Origin of the sequence: Pseudomonas entomophila (assembly GCF_023277925.1) — a bacterium.
GTDB lineage: Bacteria > Pseudomonadota > Gammaproteobacteria > Pseudomonadales > Pseudomonadaceae > Aquipseudomonas > Aquipseudomonas entomophila_D.
This window is the reverse complement of record NZ_CP063832.1, coordinates 5,460,810-5,485,993: the sequence shown is the minus strand read 5'-3', so window position 1 is coordinate 5,485,993 and position 25,184 is coordinate 5,460,810. Positions and strand designations below refer to the sequence as shown.

Sequence of the window (25,184 nt, the reverse complement as noted above, 5' to 3'; positions counted from 1 at the left end):
CCCTCTGCAAGGGGCCCCGGCGGCACCGCCGTTCCGGCTGATGAGGTACCCCCGACAATGTTGAGTTTTATTGCCCGACGCCTGGGTCTGCTGATCCCGACCTTCTTCGGTATCACCCTGCTGACCTTCGCGCTCATACGCCTGATCCCCGGCGACCCCGTCGAAGTGATGATGGGCGAACGCCGGGTCGACCCCGAAATGCATGCCCAGGCCATGGAGCGCCTGGGCCTGAACAAGCCGCTGCCGGCCCAGTACCTGGACTATGTCGGCAAGCTCGCCCAGGGCGACCTGGGCGAATCCCTGCGCACCCGTGAGAGCGTATGGAACGAATTCCTCACCCTGTTCCCGGCAACGCTTGAGCTGGCCATGGCCGCCCTGCTGTTCGCCGGCGTCATCGGTCTGCTGGCCGGGGTGATCGCCGCGCTCAAGCGTGGCTCGCTGTTCGACCATGGGGTGATGGGCATCTCGCTGGCCGGCTATTCGATGCCGATCTTCTGGTGGGGCCTGATCCTGATCATGTTCTTCTCCGTGAGCCTCGGCTGGACGCCGGTGTCCGGGCGCATCGACCTGCTCTACGACATCGAACCGAAAACCGGTTTCATGCTCATCGACACCCTGCTCAGTGACGAAGAGGGCGCGTTCAAGGACGCGGTCATGCACCTGATCCTGCCGGCCATCGTGCTGGGCACCATCCCGCTGGCGGTGATCGCCCGCATGACCCGCTCGTCGATGCTCGAAGTGCTGCGCGAAGACTACATCCGCACCGCTCGCGCCAAAGGCCTGTCGCCCTCGCGCGTGGTGTTCATCCACGGCCTGCGCAACGCGCTGATCCCGGTACTGACCGTGTTCGGCCTGCAGGTCGGCACACTGCTGGCCGGCGCCGTGCTCACCGAAACCATCTTCTCCTGGCCGGGCATCGGCAAATGGCTGATCGAAGCCATCGGCGCCCGCGACTACCCCGTGGTCCAGAACGGCATCCTGTTGATCGCCTGCCTGGTGATCCTGGTCAACTTCGTCGTGGATATCCTCTACGGCCTGGTCAACCCACGCATCCGTCATCAGCGCTGAGGCTCCCGCCATGACTAGCCCGATTCCGAAATCCGTGACCCCGTCCAGCGCGGTCGACCAGAGCTTGCTCTACCCCTCGCCGTACAAGGAGTTCTGGCAGGCCTTCTCGCGCAACAAAGGCGCGGTGGCCGGCCTGGCCTTCATGACCCTGGTGGTGTTCTGCGCCCTGTTCGCCCCCTGGGTGGCGCCGCACAACCCCAGCGAGCAATACCGCGACTTCCTGCTCACCCCGCCGGTGTGGCTGGAAGGCGGCACCTGGCAGTTCATCCTGGGTACCGACGAACTGGGCCGCGACCTGCTCTCGCGGCTGATCCAGGGCGCGCGCCTGTCGCTGCTGATCGGCCTGTCGTCGGTGGTGATGTCGCTGATCCCGGGGATCCTGCTCGGCCTGTTCGCCGGCTTCTTCCCGCGCCTGCTCGGCCCTTCGATCATGCGCCTGATGGACGTGATGCTGGCCCTGCCCTCGCTGCTGCTGGCCGTGGCCATCGTCGCCATCCTCGGCCCTGGCCTGATCAACACCGTGATCGCCATCGCCATCGTCTCGCTGCCGTCGTATGTGCGCCTGACCCGCGCCGCCGTGATGGGCGAGCTGAACCGCGACTATGTCACCGCCGCGCGCCTGGCCGGTGCCGGCCTGCCGCGCCTGATGTTCGTCACCGTGCTGCCCAACTGCATGGCGCCGCTGATCGTGCAGGCCACGCTGAGCTTCTCCTCGGCCATTCTCGACGCCGCCGCCCTGGGCTTCCTGGGGCTGGGCGTGCAGCCGCCAACCCCCGAGTGGGGCACCATGCTGGCCTCGGCCCGCGACTACATCGAGCGCGCCTGGTGGGTGGTGAGCCTGCCCGGCCTGACCATTTTGCTCAGTGTGCTGGCAATCAACCTGATGGGCGACGGCCTGCGCGACGCGCTGGACCCGAAACTCAAGAACGCCGCCTGAGGAGAACGCCATGTCACTGTTGCAGATCAACAACCTGAACGTGCGCTTCGGCGACACCAACGCCATCCCTGTCGTGGACGGCCTCGACCTGGCCGTGGACGCTGGCGAGATCCTCGCCATCGTCGGCGAGTCCGGCTCCGGCAAGTCGGTCACCATGATGGCCCTGATGGGCCTGATCGACGCGCCCGGGCGCATTACCGCCGACGTGCTCAACTTCGACGGTATCGACATGCTCAAGCTCAGCGGCCGCCAACGGCGCAAGGTGGTGGGCAAGGACATCGCCATGGTCTTCCAGGACCCGATGACCGCGCTCAACCCCAGCTACACCGTGGGCTACCAGATCGAAGAAGTGCTGCGCCAGCACCTGGGCCTCAAGGGCAAGGCCGCGCGCCAACGGGCCTTGGAGCTGCTGAAGAAAGTCGAGATTCCGGCCGCCGAAAGCCGCCTGGACGCCTACCCTCACCAGCTGTCCGGCGGCATGAGCCAACGGGTGGCGATCGCCATGGCCATCGCCGGCGAGCCGAAACTGCTGATCGCCGACGAACCGACCACCGCCCTGGATGTGACTATCCAGGCGCAGATCATGGAGCTGCTGGTCAACCTGCAGAAAGAGCGCAACATGGCGCTGATTCTCATCACCCACGACCTGGCCGTGGTCGCGGAAACCGCCAAGCGCGTGTGCGTGATGTACGCGGGCCAGGCTGTCGAAGTGGGCCAGGTGCCGGAACTGTTCGACATCCCCGCCCACCCGTACAGCGAAGCGCTGCTGGCGGCCATCCCCGAGCACAGCATCGGCGCCGAGCGCCTGGCGACCCTGCCCGGTATCGTTCCCGGCCGCTATGACCGCCCGCAAGGCTGCCTGCTGTCGCCGCGCTGCCCGTATGTACAGGAAAACTGCCGCCGCCAGCGCCCGGCCCTCGATCCCCAGGCCCACAGCCTGGTGCGTTGCTTCTATCCGCTGAACCAGGAGGTGGCGTGATGACCGTCGTTCTATCCGCCCGTGAGCTGACCCGCCACTACGAAGTCTCCCGCGGCCTGTTCAAGGGCCATGCGCTGGTACGCGCGCTCAATGGCGTATCGTTCGAGCTGGAGGCCGGCAAGACCCTGGCCGTGGTTGGCGAGTCCGGCTGTGGCAAGTCCACCCTGGCCCGTGCGTTGACCCTGATCGAGGAACCCTCCTCCGGCTCGCTGCAGATCGCCGGGCATGAGGTCAAAGGCGCCAGCAAGGACCAGCGCAAGCAATTGCGCCGCGACGTGCAGATGGTGTTCCAGAGCCCCTACGCCTCGCTCAACCCGCGGCAGAAGATTGGCGACCAGCTCGCCGAACCGCTGCTGATCAACACCTCGCTGAGCAAGGCCGAGCGCCGCGAGAAAGTGCAGAAGATGATGGAGCAGGTGGGCCTGCGCCCCGAGCACTATCAGCGCTACCCGCACATGTTCTCGGGTGGCCAGCGCCAGCGTATCGCCCTGGCCCGGGCGATGATGTTGCAACCGAAAGTGCTGGTGGCGGACGAACCGACTTCCGCTCTCGATGTGTCGATCCAGGCCCAGGTGCTGAACCTGTTCATGGACCTGCAGAAGGAGTTCAACACCGCCTACGTGTTCATCTCCCACAACCTGGCGGTGGTGCGCCATGTGGCGGACCAGGTGCTGGTGATGTACCTGGGGCGGCCGGCCGAGATGGGGCCGAAAGAAGATATCTACGAAAAGCCGCTGCATCCGTACACGCAAGCGCTGCTGTCGGCGACCCCGGCGATCCACCCGGACCCGCTGAAGCCGAAGATCCGCATTGCCGGTGAGCTGCCCAACCCGCTGAACCCACCGGACGGTTGTGCCTTCCACAAGCGTTGCCCGCATGCGACCGAACGATGCGCCAAGGAAGTACCGGCGTTACGCCAGGTGAGTACGCGGCAGGTGGCGTGTCACTATGCTGAGCAGTTTCTCTAGACGCGTGTGACCTTCTTCGCCGGCAAGCCGGCTCCTACAGGTATCACCTGACCCTGCAGGAGCCGGCTTGCCGGCGAAGGGCTGCATGGCAGCCCAACGTGTCAGTGCATGAAGAACCAGATCAGGATGATCACCGGAATCGGCACTCCAATCATCCACAGCAGTATCGAGCGCATAACCGTTCTCCTCGTTCGGCGTTGAACAATGGAAGTGCAGCCCCCGTGCCAGCTGTATCAAAAAAATACATGCATACGAATCAAGCCCTTAGCCGGTAACCGCTCGGGAAAACCGTGCAAAATGCCGGATCCATGGCCTTGCGCCTGGGTTTTCTGCAATGCACTATCGAGCCCATGACCGCCACTCCCCTCCCCGACGGCCCCGGGCAAACCCCGCTCACCGCCGACACCGTCATGCGCTACCACCTGTGCTGGAAGCATCGCGACCTCGACGGGGTGATGGCGCTCTACCACCCGGACATCCAGTACCACGACTTCTTCCAGAACCGCGTGCTCGGCTACGACGACATGCGCGACTACGTGCGCGCCTGCCTGCCCCATGAAGCTGGCGAGGACATCGTCCACAGCGACCGCATCCGCGTCGACGGCTGCACCGCGTTCATCCAGTACCAGGTCACGGTTCAAGGTGGCGACGGCCTGGCAGCGTTCCAGTCCAGCGAAGCGATCACGGTCAAGGACGGGCTGATCTGGCAGGTCAACGAGTACGCTACGCTGGTGCGCCAGGGTAGCTGCGCCAGCCATCCGGGTAGGCCACGCCCCGCCACCAGCAGGCTGGGCCTGTCACCGCGCCAACTGTCCACCATGGCCCAGGACCTGGAGCACTACTTCCAGGGCCAGCGCCCCTACCTCGACCCGGAGCTGGACCTGCAGCAGGTCGCCGACGAGAGCGGCTACAGCCGCAACCAGATCTCCTACCTGCTCAACCAGGTGCTGGGACAAAGCTTCTACCGCTACGTCAACCAGGCACGCCTGCAACACCTGATGGCCAGCCTGGGCGACGGCAGCGTGCGCACGCCCATCGACGAGCTGGCGTTCAATGCCGGCTTCAACTCACTGTCGGCCTTCTACAAGTGCTTCCGCGAACACACCGGGTTGTCCCCAAAGGCCTACCTCAAGCAAATTTCCCTGCGTGCACGCACGTAAGACAGCCTTCCCCGCGCTTCACTAGGATCGCCCACAGACCTTTACCGGATGTGGAGCCCGCCCCGATGCAACCCCTGCGCACGATCAGCCTGTGGATGGACCAGCTCGACGAACCGCTGTGCGCGCGCCCGGCCCTGCGCCAGGATCTTGACCTCGATGTGTGCATCATCGGTGCCGGCTATACCGGCCTGTGGACCGCCTACTACCTCAAGCGCCAGGCGCCCCAGCTCAATATTGCGCTGATCGAAGCCAACATCGCCGGTTTCGGCGCGTCCGGGCGCAACGGCGGCTGGCTGATGGGCAACCTGCTGGGCGAGGACCGCCTGCTCGCCACCCTCTCGCCACAACAACGCCGTGAAAGCATCGACCTGCTGCATGGCATCCCCGACGAAGTCCACGACGTGCTCCAGCACGAAGGCATCGACTGCGACTACCGCAAGGGCGGCGTGCTCTACTGCGCCGCCCGCTATCCGGAACAGGAGCGCAGCCTGCGCGGCTGGCTCGACGACCTCTACCGCCAGGGAATGAACGAAGACGACTACCGTTGGCTACGTCCCGAACAACTGGACGCCCAATTGAAAGTCAGCAACCCCTACGGCGCCATTTACAGCCCCCATGTCGCCACGATCCAGCCGGCCAAACTGGTGCGCGGCCTGGCGCGGACGGTCGAGGCCATGGGCGTGCCGATCTACGAGAACACCCCGGCCATCGATTGGCAGACCGGCGAAGTGCGTACCCCACTGGCACGCATTCGCAGCCATTGGGTGGTGCCCGCCGTCGAAGGCTATGCCGCCAGCCTGCCGCCGCTCGGGCGTCACCAACTGCCCGTGCAGAGCCTGTTGGTGGCTACCGAACCACTGCCGGAATCGACCTGGGAACAGATCGGCCTGGGTCAGGGCCAGGCCTTCAGTGAAAGCAGCCGCCAGGTCACCTATGGCCAGCGCAGCGCCGACAACCGCCTGGTGTTCGGCGCCCGCGGCGGCTACCGCTTCGGCGGACGCTTGCGCGAGGACTTCACCCTGACCGAAAACGAGGTCGAACTGCGCCGCTACCTGTTCGGCGAGCTGTTCCCGCAGCTAAAGCACGTTCGCATCACCCATTCCTGGGGCGGCAACCTGGGCATGGCCCGACGCTTCCGCCCGCACATGCTGTGCGACCGCCAGCGCGGCATCGCCCTGTCCGGTGGCTACGGTGGCGAAGGCGTCGGCGCCACCAACCTGGGTGGCCGCACATTGGCAGCACTGATTCTCGGTCAACACAACGCGCTCACCGCCCAGCCCTGGGTGCATGACAACCGCCCGTTATCGAACCTGGCCAGCTGGCCACCCGAACCCTGCCGCTGGCTGGGCTACAACGCGATCATCCAGAGCTTCGTCCACGAGGACCAGACCCTCGCCAACCCGGCCAGCGCCCCCTGGCGGCGACGCTTGGCCTGTGGATTGGCCGACTTCATGGAAGGCTTCATGCACTGACTTCCCTTTATCACCACAGAGGATCCACCGGTCATGCGCATCACCCACTTCAAGCACACCGCCAGCGCCATCCTGGACAGCTCCACCCCGGTCGCCGTGCCCCTCGGCGAGCCGGTCGCGGTCACCTCGCTCACCTGCGTCGAACGCAGCGACGGCGTCGAGACCGGTATCTGGGAGTGCAGCCCGGGCCGCTGGCGACGGCAGATCGTGCAGCAGGAGTTCTGCCATTTCATCAAGGGCCGCTGCACCTTCACCCCCGACGGTGGCGAGCCGTTTGTCATAGAAGCCGGAGACGCCCTGATGCTACCGGCCAACAGCCTCGGCACCTGGGACATCCAGGAGACCGTGCGCAAGACCTATGTGCTGATTTTCTGATCCGCTGATCGCCTGCCTTCGATAACAACAGACAAAGCAAGGTAACCCCGACATGCGCACGCTCCTTCTCGCTCCCCTGATGCTGGCCGCAAGCGTTGCCAGCGCCGCCGACTCGGTGAAGATCTACAACTGGTCGAGCTACATCGCCCCGGACACCCTGAAGAACTTCCAGCAGGCCAGCGGTATCGTGCCAACCTACGACGTGTTCGACAGCAACGAGACCCTCGACGGCAAGTTGATGACCGGCAATTCCGGCTACGACGTGGTGTTCCCCTCCAACCACTTCATGGCCCGGCAGATCCAGGGCAAGGCCCTGAAGCAACTGGACAAGTCGCAGCTACCGAACTGGAAGCACCTCAACCCGGTGCTGCTCAAGGCGCTGGAGGTGAACGACCCGGGCAACCAGTACGGTTTCCCCTACCTCTGGGGCAGCACCGGCATCGGCTACAACATCGACAAGGTCAAGGCGGTGCTTGGCGACAATGCGCCCATCGACTCTTGGGACTTGTTCTTCAAGCCCGAATACCTCTCCAAACTCAAGAGTTGCGGTGTGGCAGTGCTGGACAACGGCCCCGAACTGTTGCCCATCGCCCTGCACTATCTAGGTTTGCCGCATCACAGCCAGAACCCGGCCGACTACGACAAGGCCAAGGACCTGCTGATGAAGGTGCGCCCATACATCAGCTACTTCCATTCGTCGAAGTACACCGGCGACCTGGCCAATGGCGATGTGTGCGTGGTGGTGGGCTTCTCGGGCGACGTACTGCAGGCGAAGAACCGCGCCGAAGAGGCGAAAAATGGGGTGAAGGTGGGTTATTCGATCCCGAAGGAAGGCGCGCCGATGTGGTTTGACATGGTGGCCATGCCAGCCGATGCGCCCAACGAGAAGGCGGGTTATGCCTACATGAACTACCTGCTGCAGCCTGAAGTGATGGCGAACATCAGCAACTTCGTGCAGTACGCCAATGGCAACCAGCAGGCTGATGCGCTGGTGGACCCGGCGATGAAGGGCAACACGATGATCTATCCGAGCGAGGATGTGATGGGCAAGTTGTATGCGCTGGAGGCAATGCCGGCGAAGATCGACCGCATCAGGACGCGGATCTGGACCAGCATAAAAGCGGGAAATTAACGGCGGGATTTACGCTTACCCTGTAGGAGCGGCCTTGTGCCGCGAAGGGGCTGCGTAGCGGCCCCGGGATTCAGTGTTCAACAAAGATCGCCGGGGCCGCTTTGCGGCCCTTTCGCGGCTCAAGGCCGCTCCTGCAGGGCCAGGTGAAGACCTGTAACGATCAGTGATGCTCGCGGGTCGCGCGGAACTTGATGTCCGGCCAGCGCTCTTCCATCAGCGACAGGTTGACCCGGGTCGGTGCCAGGTAGGTGAGGTGGCCGCCACCGTCGATGGCCAGGTTCTCCATGGCCTTGTTCTGGAATTCCTCCAGCTTCTTCTTGTCATCGCAACTGATCCAGCGCGCCGACCAGACGGTGATCGGCTCGTAGGCGCACTCGACCTTGTACTCTTCCTTCAGGCGGCTGGCGACCACGTCGAACTGCAGCACACCGACCGCACCGAGGATGATGTCGTTGCTGCGCTCGGGGAAGAACACCTGCGTGGCGCCCTCTTCGGCCAGCTGCTGCAGGCCCTGGCGCAGTTGCTTGGATTTCAGCGGGTCCTTCAGGCGCACACGGCGGAACAGCTCCGGGGCGAAGTGCGGGATACCGGTGAAGCCCAGCGCCTCGCCTTCGGTGAAGGTGTCGCCGATCTGGATGGTGCCGTGGTTGTGCAGGCCGATGATATCGCCGGCAAAGGCCTCTTCCAGTTGCTCACGCTCGGACGAGAAGAAGGTCAGCGCGTCACCGATGCGCAAGTCTTTGTTCAGCCGCACGTGACGCATCTTCATGCCTTTCTCGTACTTGCCCGAGCAGATGCGCATGAAGGCAATGCGGTCGCGGTGTTTCGGGTCCATGTTCGCCTGGATCTTGAACACGAAGCCGGTGAATTTTTCTTCCACAGGCTCGACGGTACGCTCGTGGGCGACACGGCCCAGCGGGCGTGGCGCCCAGTCGACGACCGCGTCGAGCACGTGGTCGACACCGAAGTTGCCCAGTGCGGTCCCGAAGAACACCGGGGTCAGCTGGCCGTTGATGAACTCGTCCTGGTTGAACTCGTGGCAGGCGCCCTGCACCAGCTCCAGCTGATCGACGAACGCGTCGTACTGGTCGCCCAGGTGGGCGCGGGCTTCGTCCGAGTCCAGTTTCTGGATGATCTTGGCCTCGGTGCGCTCGTGGCCGTGGCCTGGGGTGTAGACGATGATGTAGTCGCCGGTGAGGTGGTACACGCCCTTGAAGTCGCGGTAGCACCCGATCGGCCAGGTGATCGGCGCGGCTTTGATCTTCAGCACCGCCTCGATCTCGTCGAGCAGTTCGATCGGGTCGCGGATGTCACGGTCGAGTTTGTTGATGAAGCTGACGATGGGGGTGTCGCGCAGGCGGCAGACGTCCATCAGGGCGATGGTGCGCGGCTCGACGCCCTTACCACCGTCGAGCACCATCAGCGCCGAGTCCACCGCGGTGAGGGTGCGGTAGGTGTCTTCCGAGAAGTCCTCGTGGCCGGGGGTGTCGAGCAGGTTGATCATGTGCTCGCGGTAGGGGAACTGCATCACCGAGGTGGTGATGGAGATGCCGCGCTGCTTCTCCATTTCCATCCAGTCGGAGGTGGCGTGGCGGTCGGACTTGCGCGACTTCACGGTGCCCGCGACGGAGATCGCCTTGCCCATCAGCAAAAGCTTCTCGGTGATGGTGGTCTTACCGGCGTCGGGGTGGGAAATGATGGCGAAAGTGCGGCGCTTCGCGACTTCGGCGGCCTGGTTGGTCATGGGAAATCGCCTGACTGGGGATTCAAAAAGGGGCGATATCATACCTGAAGTCGGGGCGCGGGCCAAAATCTGCTGAACCAGAGGCGCTCGTTCCGGCCTCTTCGCGGGTAAACCCGCTCCTAAAGGAACTTCCACAGCCCAGCAGTCTTGTGCAGTACCTGTAGGAGAGGGTTTACCCGCGAAAGGGCCAGTGAAGCCACAACAATTCATCAGGCATTCGCCGGGTCACGGCAAAAGGCCACAAAGCAGTGTTTTCAACGCCTATGGCAAATGAACTCACAGCTTTCTCTCGATGCAATTCCAGCTTTCCAGTGATTAACACTGGCCAAATGCCGCCTCAGATGGGAACCTTTCCCTCCACGGAGACGTCCACTCCCCTGCAACCCGCCTCGGTTCAGGGCTGGTTTCACCTGCTTCACGAGCCCGACGGGGTTCGGCTCATGGCCTGATGCACATATTGGGCTGCTACTCGCGACCACACTGCCCGCCGCCAGGAATGGCCGGCCGCACGGGGGTGTGATCGCCGACTACAAAAAAGGAGTCCGCCTGTGGCTGCACGCTACGGAAAAGGGCTGTTGGGATGGGCCGCCGTGCTCGTCATCCTGGCCCTGCTGGTCCACTGGATCGGCATCGACACGATCGCCCGCTACCGCGACGATCTTGGGTTCTACCTGCAAGCGCACCTGGTTTTGGTGCTGGCTTCGATGGCGGCGGCGCTGGCCGTGGGCATCCCCGCTGGCATTGCCTTGAGTCGACCGCACAGGGTCGACAAAGCCGAACGTTTCATGCAGTTTTTCAATGTTGGCAACACCATTCCTCCCCTGGCCGTCCTGGCCATCGCCCTGAGTGTCCTGGGCATCGGCGCGGGCCCCGCAATCTTCGCGCTGTTCCTCGCCTCTCTCCTGCCCATCGTGCGCAACACCTACGAGGGCCTGAAAAACGTCCCTGCCTCGCTCACGGAAGCCGCCACCGGCATCGGTATGACCCCGCGTCAGCAGTTGTGGCAGGTAGAACTGCCCAACGCGGTGCCGATCATCGTCGGCGGTGTGCGGGTGGCCCTGGCGTTGAACGTGGGCACCGCACCGCTGGCGTTCCTGATCGGCGCCAACAGCCTGGGCAGCCTGATCTTCCCCGGCATCGCCCTGAACAACCAGCCGCAGCTGTTGCTGGGCGCCGCCTGCACGGCGCTGCTGGCCCTGGCGCTCGACGCGCTGGTGAGTTTCTCCAGCAAGCGCTGGCTGGAACGTGGCCTGGCCTGACAATAAGAGGGAAACCATGAAAAAAACAATCGCCTTGCTCCTGGGCGCGGCCCTGCTATGCGCAGGCTTTGCCCAGGCGGCAAACAAACCGCTGATCCGCATCGGTGCCCGGGTGTTCACCGAGCAGACCGTGCTCGCCGAAATCACCGCCCAGTACCTGCGCGCCAACGGCTTCGACGTGCGGGTCACCTCCGGCCTTGGCAGCAACATCGCTCGCCAGGCCCAAGAAACCGGGCAGTTGGACCTGATGTGGGAATACACCGGCGTCTCGCTGGTGTCCTACAACCATATCGACGAACGCATGCCCAACGCCGCAGCCACCTACGCCCGAGTGAAGGAACTCGATGCGAAGAAGGGGCTGGTTTGGCTGACTCCGTCAAAATTCAGCAACACCTACGCCCTGGGCCTGCCCAAGCAGGTGGCCGAAGCCTATCCACGGGTCAACACCATCAGCGATCTCAATCAGGTACTGCACGCTGAGCGCACCCGCAACCACCTGGTAGCCCTGGACACCGAATTCGCCAACCGCCCCGATGGCCTGGTCGGCCTGCGCGAGGTGTACGACCTGCCTCTGGACCGCCGCAACATCCGCCAGATGGATGGCGGCCTGGTGTACACCGCGATGCGCAACAACCAGGTGTTCGCCGGCCTGGTGTACACCACCGACGGGCGCCTGGACGCCTTCGACCTCAAGCTGCTGGAAGACGACAAGCACTACTTCCCCGACTACACCGCGGCACCCGTATTGCGCCAAGCAGTGCTCGACGCCCACCCACGACTGGCCACCCTGCTCCAGCCGCTGGCCGAACAGCTCGACGACGCAACCATGCGCCAGCTCAACGCCAAGGTCGACGTCGAGCACCAGAGCCCGAACGTGGTCGCCGCGGCATTCCTGCGCGAGCACTCACTCGGCGAGGTACAACCATGAACCTGCTCGATACCTTTGCCCACCTTGACTGGGCCCAGGTCCTGCAACTGACCGGGCAGCACATCACCCTGGTTGGCATCGCCGTGGGGCTGGCCATTATGGTCGGCGTGCCGTTGGGCATCCTGATGACTCGCTTCCCAACGTTCGCCGGCCCGCTGCAAGCCAGTGCCACGGTGCTGCTGACCATCCCCTCGATCGCGCTGTTCGGCCTGCTGCTGCCGTTTTACTCGAAGTTCGGCCAGGGCCTCGGCCCGCTGCCGGCAATCACTGCTGTATTCCTCTACTCGCTGCTGCCGATCCTGCGCAACACCTACCTGGCCCTGACCAACGTCGAGCCCGGCATCCGTGAAGCCGCCCGTGGCATCGGCATGACCTTCGGCCAGCGCCTGCGCATGGTCGAGCTGCCCATCGCCGTGCCGGTGATCCTCGCCGGCGTGCGCACCGCCGTGGTGATGAACATCGGCGTGATGACCATCGCCGCCACCATCGGCGCCGGTGGCCTGGGCGTGCTCATCCTCACCGCCATCAGCCGCAGCGACATGTCGATGCTGCTGGTCGGTGCCGTGCTCGTCAGCCTGCTGGCGATCATCGCCGACCTGCTCCTGCAAACCCTGCAACGTGCCCTGACTCCAGAAGGACTGCGCCCATGATCGAACTGAACAACCTCAGCAAGACCTTCCACACGAACGGCAAGGAGGTCAAAGCCGTCGACGCGGTGAGCCTCACCGTCAACGAAGGCGAGATCTGCGTGTTCCTCGGCCCCTCCGGCTGCGGCAAGAGCACCACGCTGAAGATGATCAACCGCCTGATCACCCCGACCTCCGGCCAGGTGCTCATCAATGGCGAGGACACCAGCGCCTTGGACGAAGTCACCCTGCGCCGCCAGATCGGCTACGTGATCCAGCAGATCGGCCTGTTCCCCAACATGACCATCGAGGAGAACATCACCGTGGTCCCGCGCTTGCTCGGCTGGGACAAGCAGAAATGCCACGACCGCGCCCGCGAACTGATGCACATGATCAAGCTTGAGCCCAAGCAGTACCTGCAGCGCTACCCCCGTGAGCTGTCCGGTGGCCAGCAGCAGCGAATCGGCGTGATCCGCGCCCTGGCCGCCGAGGCACCGGTGCTGCTGATGGACGAGCCGTTCGGCGCGGTCGACCCGATCAACCGCGAGCTGATCCAGCACGAGTTCTTCGAGATGCAACGGGCGCTGAACAAGACCGTGATCATGGTCAGCCATGACATCGACGAAGCGATCAAGCTGGGGGACAAGATCGCCATCTTCCGTGCCGGCAAGCTGTTGCAGCTGGACCATCCGGACACGCTGCTGGCCCATCCGGTGGATGATTTCGTCAGCAACTTCGTCGGCCAGGACAGCACGTTGAAACGCCTGTTGCTGGTGCGTGCCGAGGATGCCGCGGACAACGCGCCATCGGTGAGCCCGGAAACACCGGTGGGCGATGCGCTGGAGCTGCTGGATGAGCATGACCGGCGTTATGTGGTGGTCACCGACGGGCAGAACAAGGCGCTGGGGTATGTGCGCAGGCGCGACATGCACCGCCAGCAAGGGACATGCGCGGACTTCCTGAGGGCGTTCAATGCCACGGCGTCCCACGACGAACACCTGCGCATCCTGCTGTCGCGGATGTACGAGTTCAATCGGGCGTGGTTACCGGTGCTGGATGCCGAGCAGGTGTTCCTGGGCGAGGTGACGCAAGAGTCGATTGCGGCATACCTGAGCTCGGGGCGCTCGCGCGGGGCGAAGACCTCGATCGTGTCGCCGGCCGAGGCCGTGGTCGCCTGAGCCGGCCTCATCGCGGATGAATCCCTCCTACCGGTAGGAGCGGATTCATCCGCGATAAAGGCGACGCGCTATCAGAACCCTACGCTGGCCTGCACATAGAACGTGCGCGGCTCACCCACATAGAGCCCAGCGTTGTTGTCGCTGGAGCGGGTGAAGTACTGCTTGTCGAAGATGTTCTTCACCCCGGCCGCCAGTTTCAGGTTCGACAGCTGCGGCCCGAACGCATAGCCGCCGCGCGCATGCCAGGTCACGTAACCCGGAATGTCGCCGTACTGCCCGTCGGCACTCGGCGCGGTGATGTAGTTGCCGTTGAAACTGCCGTCGGCATTCATCCCGGTGCCCGGCGCACGTTGCTTGGATTGGGCGTAGGCATCCAGGTTCCAGGTCCAGTGGTTGACCTCGTAGCGCAGCCCGGCCGTGGCCACCGTGCGCGAGTAGAACGGCAGGTCGCGGCCCTTGAAGCCGGGAATCTCGCCTTCATAGGTGGCGCGGGTGTAGGTGTAGCCACCATTGACCGACACACCTTCCAGGCGCGGATCGAGCCCCGCCAGGTCATAGCGCACCGAAGCCTCGATCCCTTGATGCTTGGTGGCCCCCAGATTGGTCCAGCCGATGTCGTTGCTGATGTACTGCAGTTCGTCGTCGAAATCGATGTAGAACGCGGTCAGCTCGCCGGCAAAGCCGCCGTTGTCATAGCGCGTGCCCACTTCGTAGGTCTTGGCCTTCTCCGGTTCCAGGCCATTGGCCGTGTTGTTGCCGGTACCGCCCTGGCCCAGCTGGAAGTACTGCAAGCTGCCAAACGAAGTCTCGTAGTTGGCGAACACTTTCCAGGCATCGGAGAGGTGGTACATCACGCTCAGCGCCGGCAGCGGCTCATTGCTGGTGATGCTGCGGTTCTTCTCCGCTACCGGCCGGTTGTTGGCATCCAGTACCGGGCGGTCACGCCAGTCGGTGTTGATGTGCTCGAAACGGATGCCTGGGGTGATGGTCCAGTTGCCGATGTCGATCTTGTCGTCGATGTAGTAGGCACTGGCCTCGGTGCCACCACTGCGGTCCTGGAACACATGGCCATCGGAGGTCGGGGTGACGGTCGGCACGTTGTCGATCAGCGCCAGGCGGGTCGATTGCTCGCGCATGGCCTCTTTCAGGTAGCGGTAACCGACGCTGACTTCCTGGGTGGTCGGCCCGGCGAAGAAGATCCGCGACACCCGCGGCTCGATGGCGAAGGTGTGGTAGTTGCGCGGGTACGACGACAGGGTCTTCATGTCGCGCGCGGCGATGGCGCTGCCGCGGAAACTGTCGGTGTAGTAGGTCAGCACTTCGAACTGGGTGGCGTCGTCGAGCTGGCGCTGCCACTTGAACGACACGTCCTTGCGCCGGCCGGCGAAGTAGTCGTAGTCGCGCAGCGACTGGTACGGGTTGCTGTCGTACTGCGCCTGGGTCAGGCCACCGGGCATGTCGGCGCGGCCGTCGTAGTAGTGGAAGTTGAGCCAGAACTCGTCGACGTCGGTGGGGGCCCAGTGGGTCTTGAGCATGACGTCATCGATATCGTTGCCGTTGTTGCTTTCGCGGTAGCCGTTGCCATTCACCCCGGTGTACAGCAAAGCCACGCCCATGCCGTTGTCGGCGGTGCCACCGGCGAAAGCCGACTCGGTGTGCTTCCAGCCGCCGTGCTGGGAGGTTTCCAAGGTGGTGGACAGCTCCGCCGAGGCTTTCTCGGGGATCGCCCGGGTCACGAAGTTGATCACCCCACCGACGTTCTGCGGGCCGTAGCGCACGGAACCAGCGCCGCGCACCACATCGATGCTGTCGAGGTTGCCCGAGGAGATCGGCGCCATCGACAACTGCGGCTGACCGTAAGGGGCGAAGGCTGCCGGGATGCCATCGATCAGCACGGTCGAGCGCGGCGACAGGCGCGAGGTCAGGCCGCGTACCCCGACGTTGAGCGACAGGTCGCTGCCGCCGGTACCGTTGGAGTCCTGCACCTGCACGCCGGGGATGCCACGCAGGGCGTCACGCACGTTCATCGTGCCCTTCTCGACCATTGCCTCGCGGCGTACCACGGTGCGCGCGCCTGGGTGGTTCTGCACCACGCTCTGCTGGGCATCGCCCAGCCAGTCACCGACCACCTTGACGTCGGTGGGCGCCAGCTCGAGGCTGCCGGTGGTGAGGGTGCCGGCAGCCTGCGCCGGCTTGACCACCACGGTGTCGGCGGACTGCTCGTAGGTCAGCCCGCTGCCCTGCAACAGCTGCTCCAGCGCCTGCTCCGGCGCCAGGTTGCCCGACACGGCCGGGGCCTGCTTGCCGGCCACCAGTTCAGGGCTGAAGAACAGCTGCAGCTGGGTCTGTTGACCCAGTTGCTTGAGGGCGGCGCCCAGAGGCTGGGCCTGGATCTGGATCGTGTCGGCATAGCTGTTGCCTGCGGCGGCGCTGACCGCCAGGGCCAGCGCCAGGCGGCGCAGCTGGAGAAGGGGCTTATTGTTGTTCACGTCTTCGATGGGTCCTGAAAGTCGGGATAAACGCCAACCGCATGCAAATGGAAATGCTTGGCAGTTGCAGCTGGCGGGGAAGACGAACGACCGGAAAAAAACCTGAATCTATTTCGAAATAATTTCGCTGGAGCCATCCGCGTGCTGCTTGATCGCCACCGGCAGGATGTTCGGCAAGGCGCGCAGCAGGGCATCGGGGTCATCGCTGCTGAAGGTGCTGGACAGGCGCAGGTTCGCCACTTTGCCAGGCGCGACACGCAAGGGCTGGGCACGATAACGCGAGACTTCGGCGACCACCTCGCTGAGCGGGGCGTTGTCGAACACCAGCTTGCCCTGGCGCCAGGCCGTCAGTGCACTGGCATCGATGGCGTAGGGCGCGGCGACCTGGCCGTGCGGGTCGATGCGCGAACCCTGGCCGGCACCGAGCAGCGCCAGCGAATCCCCCGCGCCCCGGACCTGTACCGACCCCTGCTCGACCACGACACGGGTGCTATCCCGGTCCTGACGTACATCGAAGCGAGTACCCGTCACGGTGACATCCCCCTGCGTGGTGCTCACCACGAATGGCCGGGCGCGGTCATGGGCGACGATGAACATCGCCTCGCCCTGACTCAACCGCACGTGACGGCGGCCAGGAGAAAAGTCGACCTGCAACCGGGTGGCGCTGTTGAGCTCCAACCGTGAGCCGTCGGGCAGATCGACCTGGTGGCGCTCACCCAGAGCGGTTTGCAAGGTGTCCTGATGGTTCAGTTGCTGGTACTGCCAACCCACCCAGCCCAGGCCGAGGGCCACGACCGCCACGCTGGCAGCCAATGCCTGGCGCAGCACACGACGGCGCGGCAACTGGCGTACAGGCTTGGGCTCGCAAAGCGCCTCCAGGCGCTGACGTGGGATGAAGTCGGTTGCGCGCCACAGTTGCACCAGCCGCTCGTACTCCTCGCGGTGCCGTGGGTGGCGTGCCAGCCACTGGACCAAACCCGCCTGCAACTCATCGTCGCGCGGCGCGTCCTGGAGCCGGACAAACCATTCGGCGGCCTGCTCGCGCACGTGCTGTTCCATCAATGGGCTCTCCTGACTCATCTGGCCGACACATCCAGGTGCTCACGCAGATACCGGAGCGTGCGGATCATATACTTTTCGACCATGTTCTTGCTCAAGCCCATGCGCTCGGCAATTTCAGCCTGGGTCAGGCCCTCGAGTTTCTGCCAGATGAAGACCCGGCGACAGTTGAGCGGCAGCTCTGAAAGCACCCGCTCCACAGAGTCAGCCAGCTCCAGGGCACGCACATAGGCCTCCGGGTCGTCATGGCCCGCCGCCCCTTCCTCGAATGCCTCCGTTTCAAGGGCCTGGCGACGGTCCTCGCGGCGGAAACCATCGACGGCAATGTTGCGGGCGGTCTGGTGCAGATAAGCGCGCGGTTGCTCGACCTGCTCGTTCGGGTTCTCCAGAACCCGCACGAAGGCGTCATGGGTGAGGTCCTCGGCCTGCTGACGACTGCGCAGCTTGCGCGTCCAGGTGCCGATCAGCTCTTGGTAGTGGTCGAGGAAGCCTTTGTGTCCGGACACGGGTGTGTTCATCAGAGAGGCAAGGTCGCGAATAGTAATGTTTCTCATAAACAACAGCAATCGGTGCATTGTCGGCCCGACCAAGGGCTGCCAGCAGGTGCGATGACAATTTTTTTTGCTGATTTCATGCTCGGGAGAGGCGCGCGCTCCGTGGCCATAAATATGAACACTGCTGGCCCCTTCGTAGGTAAACCCGCTCCTACAGAAAATGCCCAGCTCCCCGTGGGATTTGGCTTACCCGCGAAAGGGCAAAACCCGTCCATTCCACAATTTTTTACGCTTGCCTCAACCTGGGGAACATCTGCCGGTCATGTCGGTCGGTTATTCAGGTGACAGCTCATCGATCCACGGCGAAACCACCGGGTTTGCCTGTTGATCTTGCGGTTTTCACACCCTAAAGTGCGCGCCGAACGTCCATGCTGGAAACGATCCATCCGGCTCAAGTACTGACGACGAGACAGCAAGGTCACCCGCCGCCCCGCTTCACAGGCACGGTTGACCTTTTTGCTTTCGGCGACATGCCTTGGGAAGTAGGCGAACCAAAGTGGGGATACGGAGGGCGTTCAGTTTGCTGCCACTTATCTTTTCAGTTTGCCCATGGAGCCCTTGAGCATGTCGATCCAGGTCGAAGACTATTTCGCACGCGACACCTTCCAGAAAATGAAGGCGTTCGCCGACAAGCAGGAAACCCCGTTCGTACTCATCGACACCCAGATGATCAGCCAGGCCTATGACGACCTGCGTGCCGGCTTCGAGTTCGCCAAGGTGTACTACGCGGTAAAGGCCAACCCGGCGGTCGAGATCATCGACCTGCTGAAGGAGAAAGGCTCGAGCTTCGACATCGCCTCGATCTACGAGCTGGACAAGGTGTTGGGCCGTGGCGTCACGGCCGATCGCATCAGCTACGGCAACACCATCAAGAAGTCCAAGGACATCCGCTACTTCTATGAGAAGGGCGTGCGCCTGTACGCTACCGACTCCGAAGCCGACCTGCGCAACATCGCCAAGGCCGCGCCGGGTTCGAAAGTGTATGTGCGTATCCTCACCGAAGGCTCCACCACTGCCGACTGGCCGCTGTCGCGCAAGTTCGGCTGCCAGACCGACATGGCCATGGACCTGCTGATCCTCGCCCGCGACCTGGGCCTGGTGCCGTATGGCATCTCCTTCCACGTGGGCTCGCAGCAGCGCGACATCAGCGTGTGGGACGCCGCCATCGCCAAGGTCAAGGTAATCTTCGAGCGCTTGAAGGAAGAAGACGGCATCGAGCTGAAGCTGATCAACATGGGTGGCGGCTTCCCGGCCAACTACATCACCCGTACCAACAGCCTGGAAACCTACGCCGAGGAAATCATTCGCTTCCTCAAGGAGGACTTTGGTGACGACCTGCCGGAAATCATCCTCGAGCCGGGCCGCTCACTGATCGCCAACGCCGGCATTCTGGTCAGTGAAGTGGTGCTGGTGGCGCGCAAGTCGCGCACCGCGGTCGAGCGCTGGATCTACACCGACGTGGGCAAGTTCTCCGGCCTGATCGAAACCATGGATGAAGCCATCAAGTTCCCGATCTGGACCGAGAAGAAAGGCGAGGCCGAGGAAGTGGTAATTGCAGGCCCGACCTGCGACAGCGCCGACATCATGTACGAGAACTACAAGTACGGCCTGCCACTGAACCTGGCGATCGGCGACCGCCTTTACTGGCTGTCCACCGGCGCCTACACCACCAGCTACAGCGCAGTAGAGTTCAACGGTTTCCCGCCGCTCAAGGCTTACTACCTCTGATGTTTGCCAAGGCGCGGGATTCCGCGCCTTGCCCCCACAGCCGACGGTCGAGTGCAGGTGTGGGTGAATGCAACCTGGTTTTCCGTTTTACCGATAGATCACATCACTGACAGCCCCCAACATGAAGCGGGTGTCACTGTCTTCTTTGGCCAGGCGCAAGTAAGTAAAATTATCAAGCTTTTCCAGTTTGACCCATCGATCAAAACCGATATTTCTTATCTTGAACACAGGCCGCAGTTCGCCCTTGTAATCCTTGATCTCTCCCGTGTTGATAAACTCCCAATCGGCCCCCTCGTCGAAATCTTCCGGACCATTCCACCAGTCATCAAGCAGGCGGACATCGCCATCTACTTGACCATATAGCACATCATCCAGAAAGCCTGAGAAATCCGTGCTGCAGGCGGCGCGGAAGCGCATGAGTGTCGAGTTGTAGGCACTAATATGAAACTTCAACTTCAATTTCGTTACCTGCCACGAGGAGTTTGGCGCATCGTCCAGGACGAACTGCCCTCTGAAGCCAGGCAGCAAATCTGGATTTCGAGTGATCACCTTTACCGGGCGAATCGTTTCTCCCACATGATACAGTTCCGAGATACATGACTTTGGAATTTTATACATGGCTTTTTCACCTTAACGTTTAAGAGTCACCTCTCACCCCACAACAACATCGCGAAACCTTTACTGTGCAGGGAGAAGCCATGTAAGTTTGCTCCCCCTTTGAGACTTAGTTAACTATGAAGAATTTCCCTACAATATATCCCGATGCATCACACACCCTTTTAGCCCGAACCTCCCACAAAAAAACGGGGCTAAAAGCCCCGTTCCGTATTGCATTGGCTGCCGATCAACGCGGCTCCGCCACCCCTATCTGGATACCATGTATTTCAAACAATGCAGCCGGAACAGCACCGACGCGCAGGTAACTCCCTCGGCGCCCAGAGGTCCAGGCGGCGTTATCCCAGTAAGTACCAACAGCCTTGCCAGCCAACGTGGTGATGCGCACTAGAGATCCACCCTCGCTTTTTATCCGCCACAAAGGCGCAGCACTTTCAGTGCGTGCATAAAACCCGAGGAAATCATGAGTGCTGATATCGACGCGTCGGTTCCTGTCGTTCCATGGCCGTATTTCATAGGCATACTCACCCTCTGCCTGCATGACCGCGCCAAACCACAATTTCACCGGCGCGTGGCCGGCTCGGGAAGTGGTCAGCCAACTGCTGGTCAGCCATTGCGTGGTACCGTTATAGCCCGGTTTGAACTCCCATGTTCCAACAGGGTTCGGGTAGTCGGTATTGGTCACTTCCAGCGAAGCGACAAAGGATTTTTCGGCAATGTAATTCAATGTCATGGTGCAACTCCTGGGTTAAAGTTGCACCAGCATGGTTGCACCGCCCGGTACTGTTAATCGCGCAGCATTTCCCCGGCCACGCCACGGCGCTCGATCTCGCGGGTGAAAAGGTGCGCCTGAGTGGCCATGAGCGAACCGCCAGCACGCAGGATGGCAACCGCGCTGTGCAAGAATTTCAGATTGCCCAGCTCTCGAGCCCGCTCGAACCAGGGCTCGGCCTCGGCCATCTGCCCGCGCTCTACCAACACCTGCGCCAAGCTGAACATCCCGCGAAAGTCGCCTGCCTCGGCCGAGCGCCGATACCAGCGCAGCGCCCGCGCGGGACTGGCGGCGATGGCGATACCCTGTTCCAGGTAACGTCCATACAAGTTCATCGATTTGGCATGCCCCATCTGCGCGGCCTTCTCGTAGCACGCCAGCGCCTGGGGCTGATTGGCCGGCACGCCACGCCCGGTGGCCAGCAGGTTGCCCAGGTTGTACATGCCCCAGTCCAGGCCGGCGTCAGCCGCGTGAGCATAATGAATGGCCGACTGTACCAAGTTCACCTCGCCACCCCAGCCATGCTCCAGGCAGCGCCCAAGCATGTTGTGGGCCATGGCGCTGCCGCCCTGGGCGGCGATGCCGAACCAGCGCCGAGCGACCACGGCATCCTCCTCGATGCCGTGCCCATCCAGCAGGATCTGCCCCAGTAACGCCTGCGCCTCGACCACGCCCTGCGCCGCCGCCGCCAGGATTGCTTGCGCGGCCTGGCCGGGGCTGTGCTCGAGCATGGCTTTCAGGCCGGCGACATCCACCACCTGTTCACGACGCAATGGGTAGGACACGGTTCAGACCTCGGCCCAGCAGCGCAGCAGATTGTGGTAGGTGCCAGTGAGTTGCAGTAGCGACGGATGCTCAGGCACATCCGCCGTGAGTTGACGGATGGCGTTGTCCATTTCGAACAGCAGGGTGCGCTGGCTGTCCTCGCGCACCAGGCTCTGGGTCCAGAAGAACGCCGCATAGCGCGCGCCACGGGTGACCGGGTTGACCTTGTGCAAGCTGGTGCCGGGGTACAGCACCATGTCGCCGGCCGCCAGCTTGACCTGCTGCACGCCAAAGGTGTCCTGGATCACCAGCTCACCGCCGTCGTAGCTGTCCGGGTCACTGAGAAACAGGGTCGAGGACAGGTCGGTGCGGATGCGCTCCGGGCTGCCCTTGGGCTGGCGCAGGGCATTGTCGATGTGGAAGCCGAAGTTGCCGCCCTCGCGGTAGCAATTGATCAGCGGCGGGAACACCTTGTGCGGCAAGGCCGCCGACATGAACAACGGGTTGCACCAAAGGCGGTCGATCAGCGCGTTGCCGATCTCCTTGGCCAGCGCATGGCCCTCTGGCAGTTGCAGGTTGTGCTTGGCCTTGGCCGACTGGTAACCGGCAGTCACCTTGCCATCGGCCCAGTCGGCCTGCTCCAGGGCCTCGCGAATACGCGAGATCTCGTCGGCGTCGAACAGCCCGGGAATATGAAGCAGCATGGCAATGGCACCTGGCGCGGAGTGAGAGCCGCCAATGATATTGATTACTTTTTACGAACCACAAGCCTTTTCACCAGGCACGACGTATGAGCCCGCAAAAACCGTAAGGTAAAATTGTAAAGAATGTAAATTTCTACCGAATGGTAACGCTTCTCAATTGTTCCTTACATTCACTTACATTAACATCCGCGGCCTTCATACCTTGGGGAAGGTCCAAAACCATGCGTCACGCGCCAACCGCTGTGAGTTCACCACGTCTGCTCGTCTGCGCAATCGGCATGGCAGTCACCACCACCTCCGCCTATGCCGCCGATCCCGCCGATCCCGCCGATCCCGCCGCCAGCAATGCCGTCACCCTCGATGCCACCAGCATCAACGGCAAGGCCGAGCAAGCGAGCACCGAGTACAAGGTCGAGAAGGCAGCGTCGCCGAAATACACCGCGCCGCTGGTGGACACCCCGCGTTCGGTGACCGTGATCCCGCAGCAGGTGATCAAGGATACCAACGCCCTGAACCTGCAGGACGCCCTGCGCACCGTGCCAGGCATCACCTTCGGTGCTGGCGAAGGCGGCAATCCGCAAGGCGACCGCCCCTTCATCCGCGGCTTCGACGCCCAAGGTGATACTTACCTGGACGGCGTGCGCGACACCGGCGCGCAGACCCGTGAAATCTTCGCCATCGAATCGGTGGAAGTGGCCAAGGGCCCGAACTCGGCCATCGGTGGCCGTGGCGCCGCCGGCGGCACCATCAACCTGGTGAGCAAGCGCGCCCACCTGGGCAACTCGCTGGACGGCGCCTGGACCTGGGGCAGCGACCAGACCCAGCGCTACACCTTCGACGGCAACTACCAGTTCAGCGACAGCGTAGCCGGGCGCCTCAACCTGATGACCCACGAGAGCAACGTAGCCGGCCGCGACAAGGTCAACTACGACCGCTGGGGCATCGCCCCGTCCCTGGCCTTCGGCCTGGGCACGCCGACCCGCGTCAACCTCGACTACTACCACTTGGAAAGCGATGACCTGCCGGACTCGGGCATTCCGTACACCGTACCCGCAGGCGGCACCGGCAATCGCACCTCGGCCCACCCGAGCAAGCCGTACGCCGGTGGCGACCATGACAACTTCTACGGCATGACCGGCCGCGACTTCCGCAAGTCGCGCGTGGACATCGCCACCTTCGCCATCGAGCACGACCTGACCGACGCGCTGACCATCAAGAACACCCTGCGCCACGGCAACAGCATGCAGGACTACATCCTCACGCAACCCGACGACAGCAAAGGCAACGTCTCCAACGGCAGCGTCTGGCGCCGTGCCAACACCCGCGTGGGCAATACCGCCACCACCACCAACCAGACCGACCTGTTCGGCGAGTTCTACGTGGGCGGCCTGAAGAACAGCTTCTCCACCGGCATCGAGCTGAGCCGAGAGGAGAGCAAGCGCTCCACCTACGATGTCAACACCGACACCACCCCGCTGACGCCCGGCCCGAACCCTGCGCCCAGCACCAACTGCACCCCTGGCATGATCGGCGCCAGCAGCGGCTACAACTGCACCTCGCTGGCCAACCCGAACCCGGACGATCCGTGGAACGGTTCCATCACACGCAACTACGCCGGCACCGACACCAAGAGCAACACCCGCGCGCTGTATGTGTTCGACACCCTGGAGCTGACCCCGCAGTGGCTGGTGAACATGGGCCTGCGTTATGACCACTTCGACACCCAGTACCGTGGCTACGACGCTTCCGGCGCAACCGTGGTGAACAAGCAAGGCGTTGCCTCCAAGGGCAGCGACACCAGCGAGTTCATCACCGGCCAGTTGGGCGTGGTCTGGAAACCAGCCGACAATGGCAGCATCTATGTATCCTATGCCACCTCCGCGACACCACCTGGCGCCTCGCTCGGCGAAGGCATGGAAGGCAACCCGCTGGGCAACACCACCGACCGCTCCGGCAACCTGCTGAGCAGCGACATGGAGCCGGAAGAGACCACCAACTACGAGATCGGCACCAAGTGGGACCTGCTCGACGAGCGTCTGGCCCTGACCGCCGCGCTGTTCCGCACCGAGAAAGAAAACGCCCGCGTACAGGTCGGCACTACAACTTACGAAAACGTCGGCGAAACCCGCGTGCAAGGCATCGAGCTGTCGGCCAGCGGCAAGATCACCGAGAAGTGGCAGGTGTTCGCCGGCTACACCTACCTGCAAGCCCGCCAGATCGACGGCGGTGCGTTGGGCAAGGCCAACGACGGCAACCAGTTGCCGAACACGCCGAACAACAGCGCCAGCCTGTGGACCACCTACCAGGTCACGCCGAAGTTCACTATCGGTGGCGGCGCCTTCTATGTGGATGACGTGTACGGCAACGTGGCCAACACCACCATGGTCGACAGCTACGTGCGCTATGACGCCATGGCCGCCTACAAGCTGACCAAGAACATCGACCTGCAACTGAACGTGCAGAACCTCACAAACGAGGTCTACTACGACAAGGCGTTCTCCACTCACTTCGCCAACCAGGCGGCGGGCCGGACCGCACTGCTGACCACCAGCGTGCACTTCTGATGTAAGGCCGGTACAGGCCCGCCCTGTACGCCAAGCCCCTGCCCCGTTCACGCCCGTGGACGGGGCTTTTGCGTATCAAGGCATAATGCACGCCGCGCGGCTCCGGGC

22 protein-coding genes are annotated in these 25,184 nt (G+C 63.1%); 14 read left to right on the top strand and 8 right to left on the bottom strand.

Going from position 1 to position 25,184, the window contains the following annotated elements:
- Window positions 1-57: 57 nt before the first annotated feature.
- The 8 genes from IM733_RS24320 (at window position 58) to IM733_RS24285 (ending at window position 8,091) form a co-directional block, all read left to right on the top strand.
- Window positions 58-1,068: an ABC transporter permease subunit gene (locus IM733_RS24320; RefSeq protein WP_011532379.1), complete on the top strand. Its 1,011-nt coding sequence runs from the start codon at window positions 58-60 to the stop codon at window positions 1,066-1,068.
- Window positions 1,069-1,078: 10 nt separating this feature from the next.
- Entirely contained in the window at window positions 1,079-2,005 is a 927-nt protein-coding gene (locus tag IM733_RS24315) for an ABC transporter permease subunit (protein WP_248918812.1), read from the top strand.
- A 10-nt stretch (window positions 2,006-2,015) separates the two neighbouring features.
- Window positions 2,016-2,984: an ABC transporter ATP-binding protein gene (locus tag IM733_RS24310; RefSeq protein ID WP_248918811.1), complete on the top strand. Its 969-nt coding sequence runs from the start codon at window positions 2,016-2,018 to the stop codon at window positions 2,982-2,984.
- Entirely contained in the window at window positions 2,984-3,952 is a 969-nt protein-coding gene (locus IM733_RS24305; protein WP_240065593.1) for a peptide ABC transporter ATP-binding protein, read from the top strand. The genes IM733_RS24310 and IM733_RS24305 overlap by 1 nt, the downstream gene beginning before the upstream one ends.
- A 350-nt stretch (window positions 3,953-4,302) precedes the next feature.
- A complete protein-coding gene (locus IM733_RS24300; RefSeq protein ID WP_248918810.1) occupies window positions 4,303-5,112 on the top strand; it encodes a helix-turn-helix domain-containing protein in 810 nt (269 codons plus the stop codon).
- Between the two features lie 65 nt (window positions 5,113-5,177).
- A complete protein-coding gene (locus IM733_RS24295) occupies window positions 5,178-6,584 on the top strand; it encodes an NAD(P)/FAD-dependent oxidoreductase (protein ID WP_248918809.1) in 1,407 nt (468 codons plus the stop codon).
- A gap of 33 nt (window positions 6,585-6,617) precedes the next feature.
- Window positions 6,618-6,959, top strand: coding sequence for a cupin domain-containing protein (locus IM733_RS24290; protein ID WP_248918808.1), 342 nt, complete (start codon window positions 6,618-6,620; stop codon window positions 6,957-6,959).
- 52 nt (window positions 6,960-7,011) lie between these two features.
- Complete coding sequence (locus tag IM733_RS24285; protein ID WP_248918807.1) at window positions 7,012-8,091, top strand: polyamine ABC transporter substrate-binding protein; 1,080 nt, start codon at window positions 7,012-7,014, stop codon at window positions 8,089-8,091.
- A gap of 160 nt (window positions 8,092-8,251) precedes the next feature.
- Here IM733_RS24285 and IM733_RS24280 read toward each other — a convergent pair whose 3' ends face one another.
- The gene (locus IM733_RS24280) at window positions 8,252-9,835 is read right to left on the bottom strand and encodes a peptide chain release factor 3 (protein WP_248918806.1); all 1,584 of its coding nucleotides are present in this window, start codon (window positions 9,833-9,835) and stop codon (window positions 8,252-8,254) included.
- 548 nt (window positions 9,836-10,383) lie between these two features.
- On the opposite strand from IM733_RS24280, the gene IM733_RS24275 reads away from it, so the two are divergent.
- From IM733_RS24275 to IM733_RS24260, 4 genes are read left to right on the top strand one after another with little or no spacing between them, the layout of a single operon-like run.
- Window positions 10,384-11,094 carry an ABC transporter permease gene (locus IM733_RS24275; RefSeq protein WP_248918805.1) on the top strand — a complete coding sequence of 237 codons (711 nt, stop codon included), beginning with the start codon at window positions 10,384-10,386 and terminating at the stop codon, window positions 11,092-11,094.
- Window positions 11,095-11,110: 16 nt separating this feature from the next.
- Window positions 11,111-12,022, top strand: a complete 912-nt coding sequence (locus IM733_RS24270; protein ID WP_248918804.1) for a glycine betaine ABC transporter substrate-binding protein — start codon at window positions 11,111-11,113, stop codon at window positions 12,020-12,022.
- Complete coding sequence (locus IM733_RS24265) at window positions 12,019-12,672, top strand: ABC transporter permease (RefSeq protein WP_248918803.1); 654 nt, start codon at window positions 12,019-12,021, stop codon at window positions 12,670-12,672. Before IM733_RS24270 ends, IM733_RS24265 begins: the two co-directional genes overlap by 4 nt.
- Complete coding sequence (locus IM733_RS24260) at window positions 12,669-13,826, top strand: osmoprotectant ABC transporter ATP-binding protein OsmV (RefSeq protein WP_248918802.1); 1,158 nt, start codon at window positions 12,669-12,671, stop codon at window positions 13,824-13,826. The genes IM733_RS24265 and IM733_RS24260 overlap by 4 nt, the downstream gene beginning before the upstream one ends.
- A gap of 71 nt (window positions 13,827-13,897) precedes the next feature.
- On the opposite strand, the gene IM733_RS24255 is transcribed toward IM733_RS24260, so the two are convergent.
- The 3 genes from IM733_RS24255 to IM733_RS24245 all read right to left on the bottom strand — a co-directional run bounded on the left by IM733_RS24255 (window position 13,898) and on the right by IM733_RS24245 (window position 17,892).
- On the bottom strand, window positions 13,898-16,315 hold the full coding sequence (locus IM733_RS24255; protein WP_248918801.1) for a TonB-dependent siderophore receptor: 2,418 nt from the start codon (window positions 16,313-16,315) through the stop codon (window positions 13,898-13,900).
- 108 nt (window positions 16,316-16,423) lie between these two features.
- Window positions 16,424-17,374 carry a FecR family protein gene (locus IM733_RS24250; RefSeq protein ID WP_248918800.1) on the bottom strand — a complete coding sequence of 317 codons (951 nt, stop codon included), beginning with the start codon at window positions 17,372-17,374 and terminating at the stop codon, window positions 16,424-16,426.
- Between the two features lie 17 nt (window positions 17,375-17,391).
- Entirely contained in the window at window positions 17,392-17,892 is a 501-nt protein-coding gene (locus IM733_RS24245; protein ID WP_248918799.1) for an RNA polymerase sigma factor, read from the bottom strand.
- Window positions 17,893-18,492: 600 nt separating this feature from the next.
- Between IM733_RS24245 and IM733_RS24240 the strand changes: the two genes are divergently transcribed.
- Window positions 18,493-19,656 carry a type III PLP-dependent enzyme gene (locus IM733_RS24240; RefSeq protein ID WP_054901082.1) on the top strand — a complete coding sequence of 388 codons (1,164 nt, stop codon included), beginning with the start codon at window positions 18,493-18,495 and terminating at the stop codon, window positions 19,654-19,656.
- A gap of 87 nt (window positions 19,657-19,743) precedes the next feature.
- Here IM733_RS24240 and IM733_RS24235 read toward each other — a convergent pair whose 3' ends face one another.
- The 4 genes from IM733_RS24235 to IM733_RS24220 all read right to left on the bottom strand — a co-directional run bounded on the left by IM733_RS24235 (window position 19,744) and on the right by IM733_RS24220 (window position 22,512).
- Entirely contained in the window at window positions 19,744-20,274 is a 531-nt protein-coding gene (locus IM733_RS24235; RefSeq protein WP_248918798.1) for a hypothetical protein, read from the bottom strand.
- Between the two features lie 226 nt (window positions 20,275-20,500).
- Window positions 20,501-21,004, bottom strand: a complete 504-nt coding sequence (locus tag IM733_RS24230; protein ID WP_248918797.1) for a hypothetical protein — start codon at window positions 21,002-21,004, stop codon at window positions 20,501-20,503.
- A gap of 53 nt (window positions 21,005-21,057) precedes the next feature.
- Window positions 21,058-21,828: a tetratricopeptide repeat protein gene (locus IM733_RS24225; protein ID WP_248918796.1), complete on the bottom strand. Its 771-nt coding sequence runs from the start codon at window positions 21,826-21,828 to the stop codon at window positions 21,058-21,060.
- Window positions 21,829-21,831: 3 nt separating this feature from the next.
- On the bottom strand, window positions 21,832-22,512 hold the full coding sequence (locus tag IM733_RS24220) for a Fe2+-dependent dioxygenase (RefSeq protein ID WP_248918795.1): 681 nt from the start codon (window positions 22,510-22,512) through the stop codon (window positions 21,832-21,834).
- A gap of 221 nt (window positions 22,513-22,733) precedes the next feature.
- On the opposite strand from IM733_RS24220, the gene IM733_RS24215 reads away from it, so the two are divergent.
- On the top strand, window positions 22,734-25,076 hold the full coding sequence (locus IM733_RS24215) for a TonB-dependent receptor (RefSeq protein WP_248918794.1): 2,343 nt from the start codon (window positions 22,734-22,736) through the stop codon (window positions 25,074-25,076).
- The last annotated feature ends 108 nt before the right edge of the window (window positions 25,077-25,184 follow it).

What these genes read in the sequence shown, in the direction of transcription:
- IM733_RS24305 (WP_240065593.1), top strand. Translation starts at nt 2,984, where the DNA reads ATGACCGTCGTTCTATCCGCCCGTGAGCTGACCCGCCACTACGAAGTC.
- IM733_RS24300 (WP_248918810.1), top strand. Translation starts at nt 4,303, where the DNA reads ATGACCGCCACTCCCCTCCCCGACGGCCCCGGGCAAACCCCGCTCACC.
- IM733_RS24215 (WP_248918794.1), top strand. Translation starts at nt 22,734, where the DNA reads ATGCGTCACGCGCCAACCGCTGTGAGTTCACCACGTCTGCTCGTCTGC.
- IM733_RS24250 (WP_248918800.1), bottom strand. Translation starts at nt 17,374, where the DNA reads ATGGAACAGCACGTGCGCGAGCAGGCCGCCGAATGGTTTGTCCGGCTC.
- IM733_RS24245 (WP_248918799.1), bottom strand. Translation starts at nt 17,892, where the DNA reads ATGAACACACCCGTGTCCGGACACAAAGGCTTCCTCGACCACTACCAA.
- IM733_RS24315 (WP_248918812.1), top strand. Translation starts at nt 1,079, where the DNA reads ATGACTAGCCCGATTCCGAAATCCGTGACCCCGTCCAGCGCGGTCGAC.
- IM733_RS24260 (WP_248918802.1), top strand. Translation starts at nt 12,669, where the DNA reads ATGATCGAACTGAACAACCTCAGCAAGACCTTCCACACGAACGGCAAG.
- IM733_RS24270 (WP_248918804.1), top strand. Translation starts at nt 11,111, where the DNA reads ATGAAAAAAACAATCGCCTTGCTCCTGGGCGCGGCCCTGCTATGCGCA.
- IM733_RS24280 (WP_248918806.1), bottom strand. Translation starts at nt 9,835, where the DNA reads ATGACCAACCAGGCCGCCGAAGTCGCGAAGCGCCGCACTTTCGCCATC.
- IM733_RS24265 (WP_248918803.1), top strand. Translation starts at nt 12,019, where the DNA reads ATGAACCTGCTCGATACCTTTGCCCACCTTGACTGGGCCCAGGTCCTG.
- IM733_RS24220 (WP_248918795.1), bottom strand. Translation starts at nt 22,512, where the DNA reads ATGCTGCTTCATATTCCCGGGCTGTTCGACGCCGACGAGATCTCGCGT.
- IM733_RS24240 (WP_054901082.1), top strand. Translation starts at nt 18,493, where the DNA reads ATGTCGATCCAGGTCGAAGACTATTTCGCACGCGACACCTTCCAGAAA.
- IM733_RS24230 (WP_248918797.1), bottom strand. Translation starts at nt 21,004, where the DNA reads ATGACATTGAATTACATTGCCGAAAAATCCTTTGTCGCTTCGCTGGAA.
- IM733_RS24290 (WP_248918808.1), top strand. Translation starts at nt 6,618, where the DNA reads ATGCGCATCACCCACTTCAAGCACACCGCCAGCGCCATCCTGGACAGC.
- IM733_RS24320 (WP_011532379.1), top strand. Translation starts at nt 58, where the DNA reads ATGTTGAGTTTTATTGCCCGACGCCTGGGTCTGCTGATCCCGACCTTC.
- IM733_RS24310 (WP_248918811.1), top strand. Translation starts at nt 2,016, where the DNA reads ATGTCACTGTTGCAGATCAACAACCTGAACGTGCGCTTCGGCGACACC.
- IM733_RS24285 (WP_248918807.1), top strand. Translation starts at nt 7,012, where the DNA reads ATGCGCACGCTCCTTCTCGCTCCCCTGATGCTGGCCGCAAGCGTTGCC.
- IM733_RS24295 (WP_248918809.1), top strand. Translation starts at nt 5,178, where the DNA reads ATGCAACCCCTGCGCACGATCAGCCTGTGGATGGACCAGCTCGACGAA.
- IM733_RS24235 (WP_248918798.1), bottom strand. Translation starts at nt 20,274, where the DNA reads ATGTATAAAATTCCAAAGTCATGTATCTCGGAACTGTATCATGTGGGA.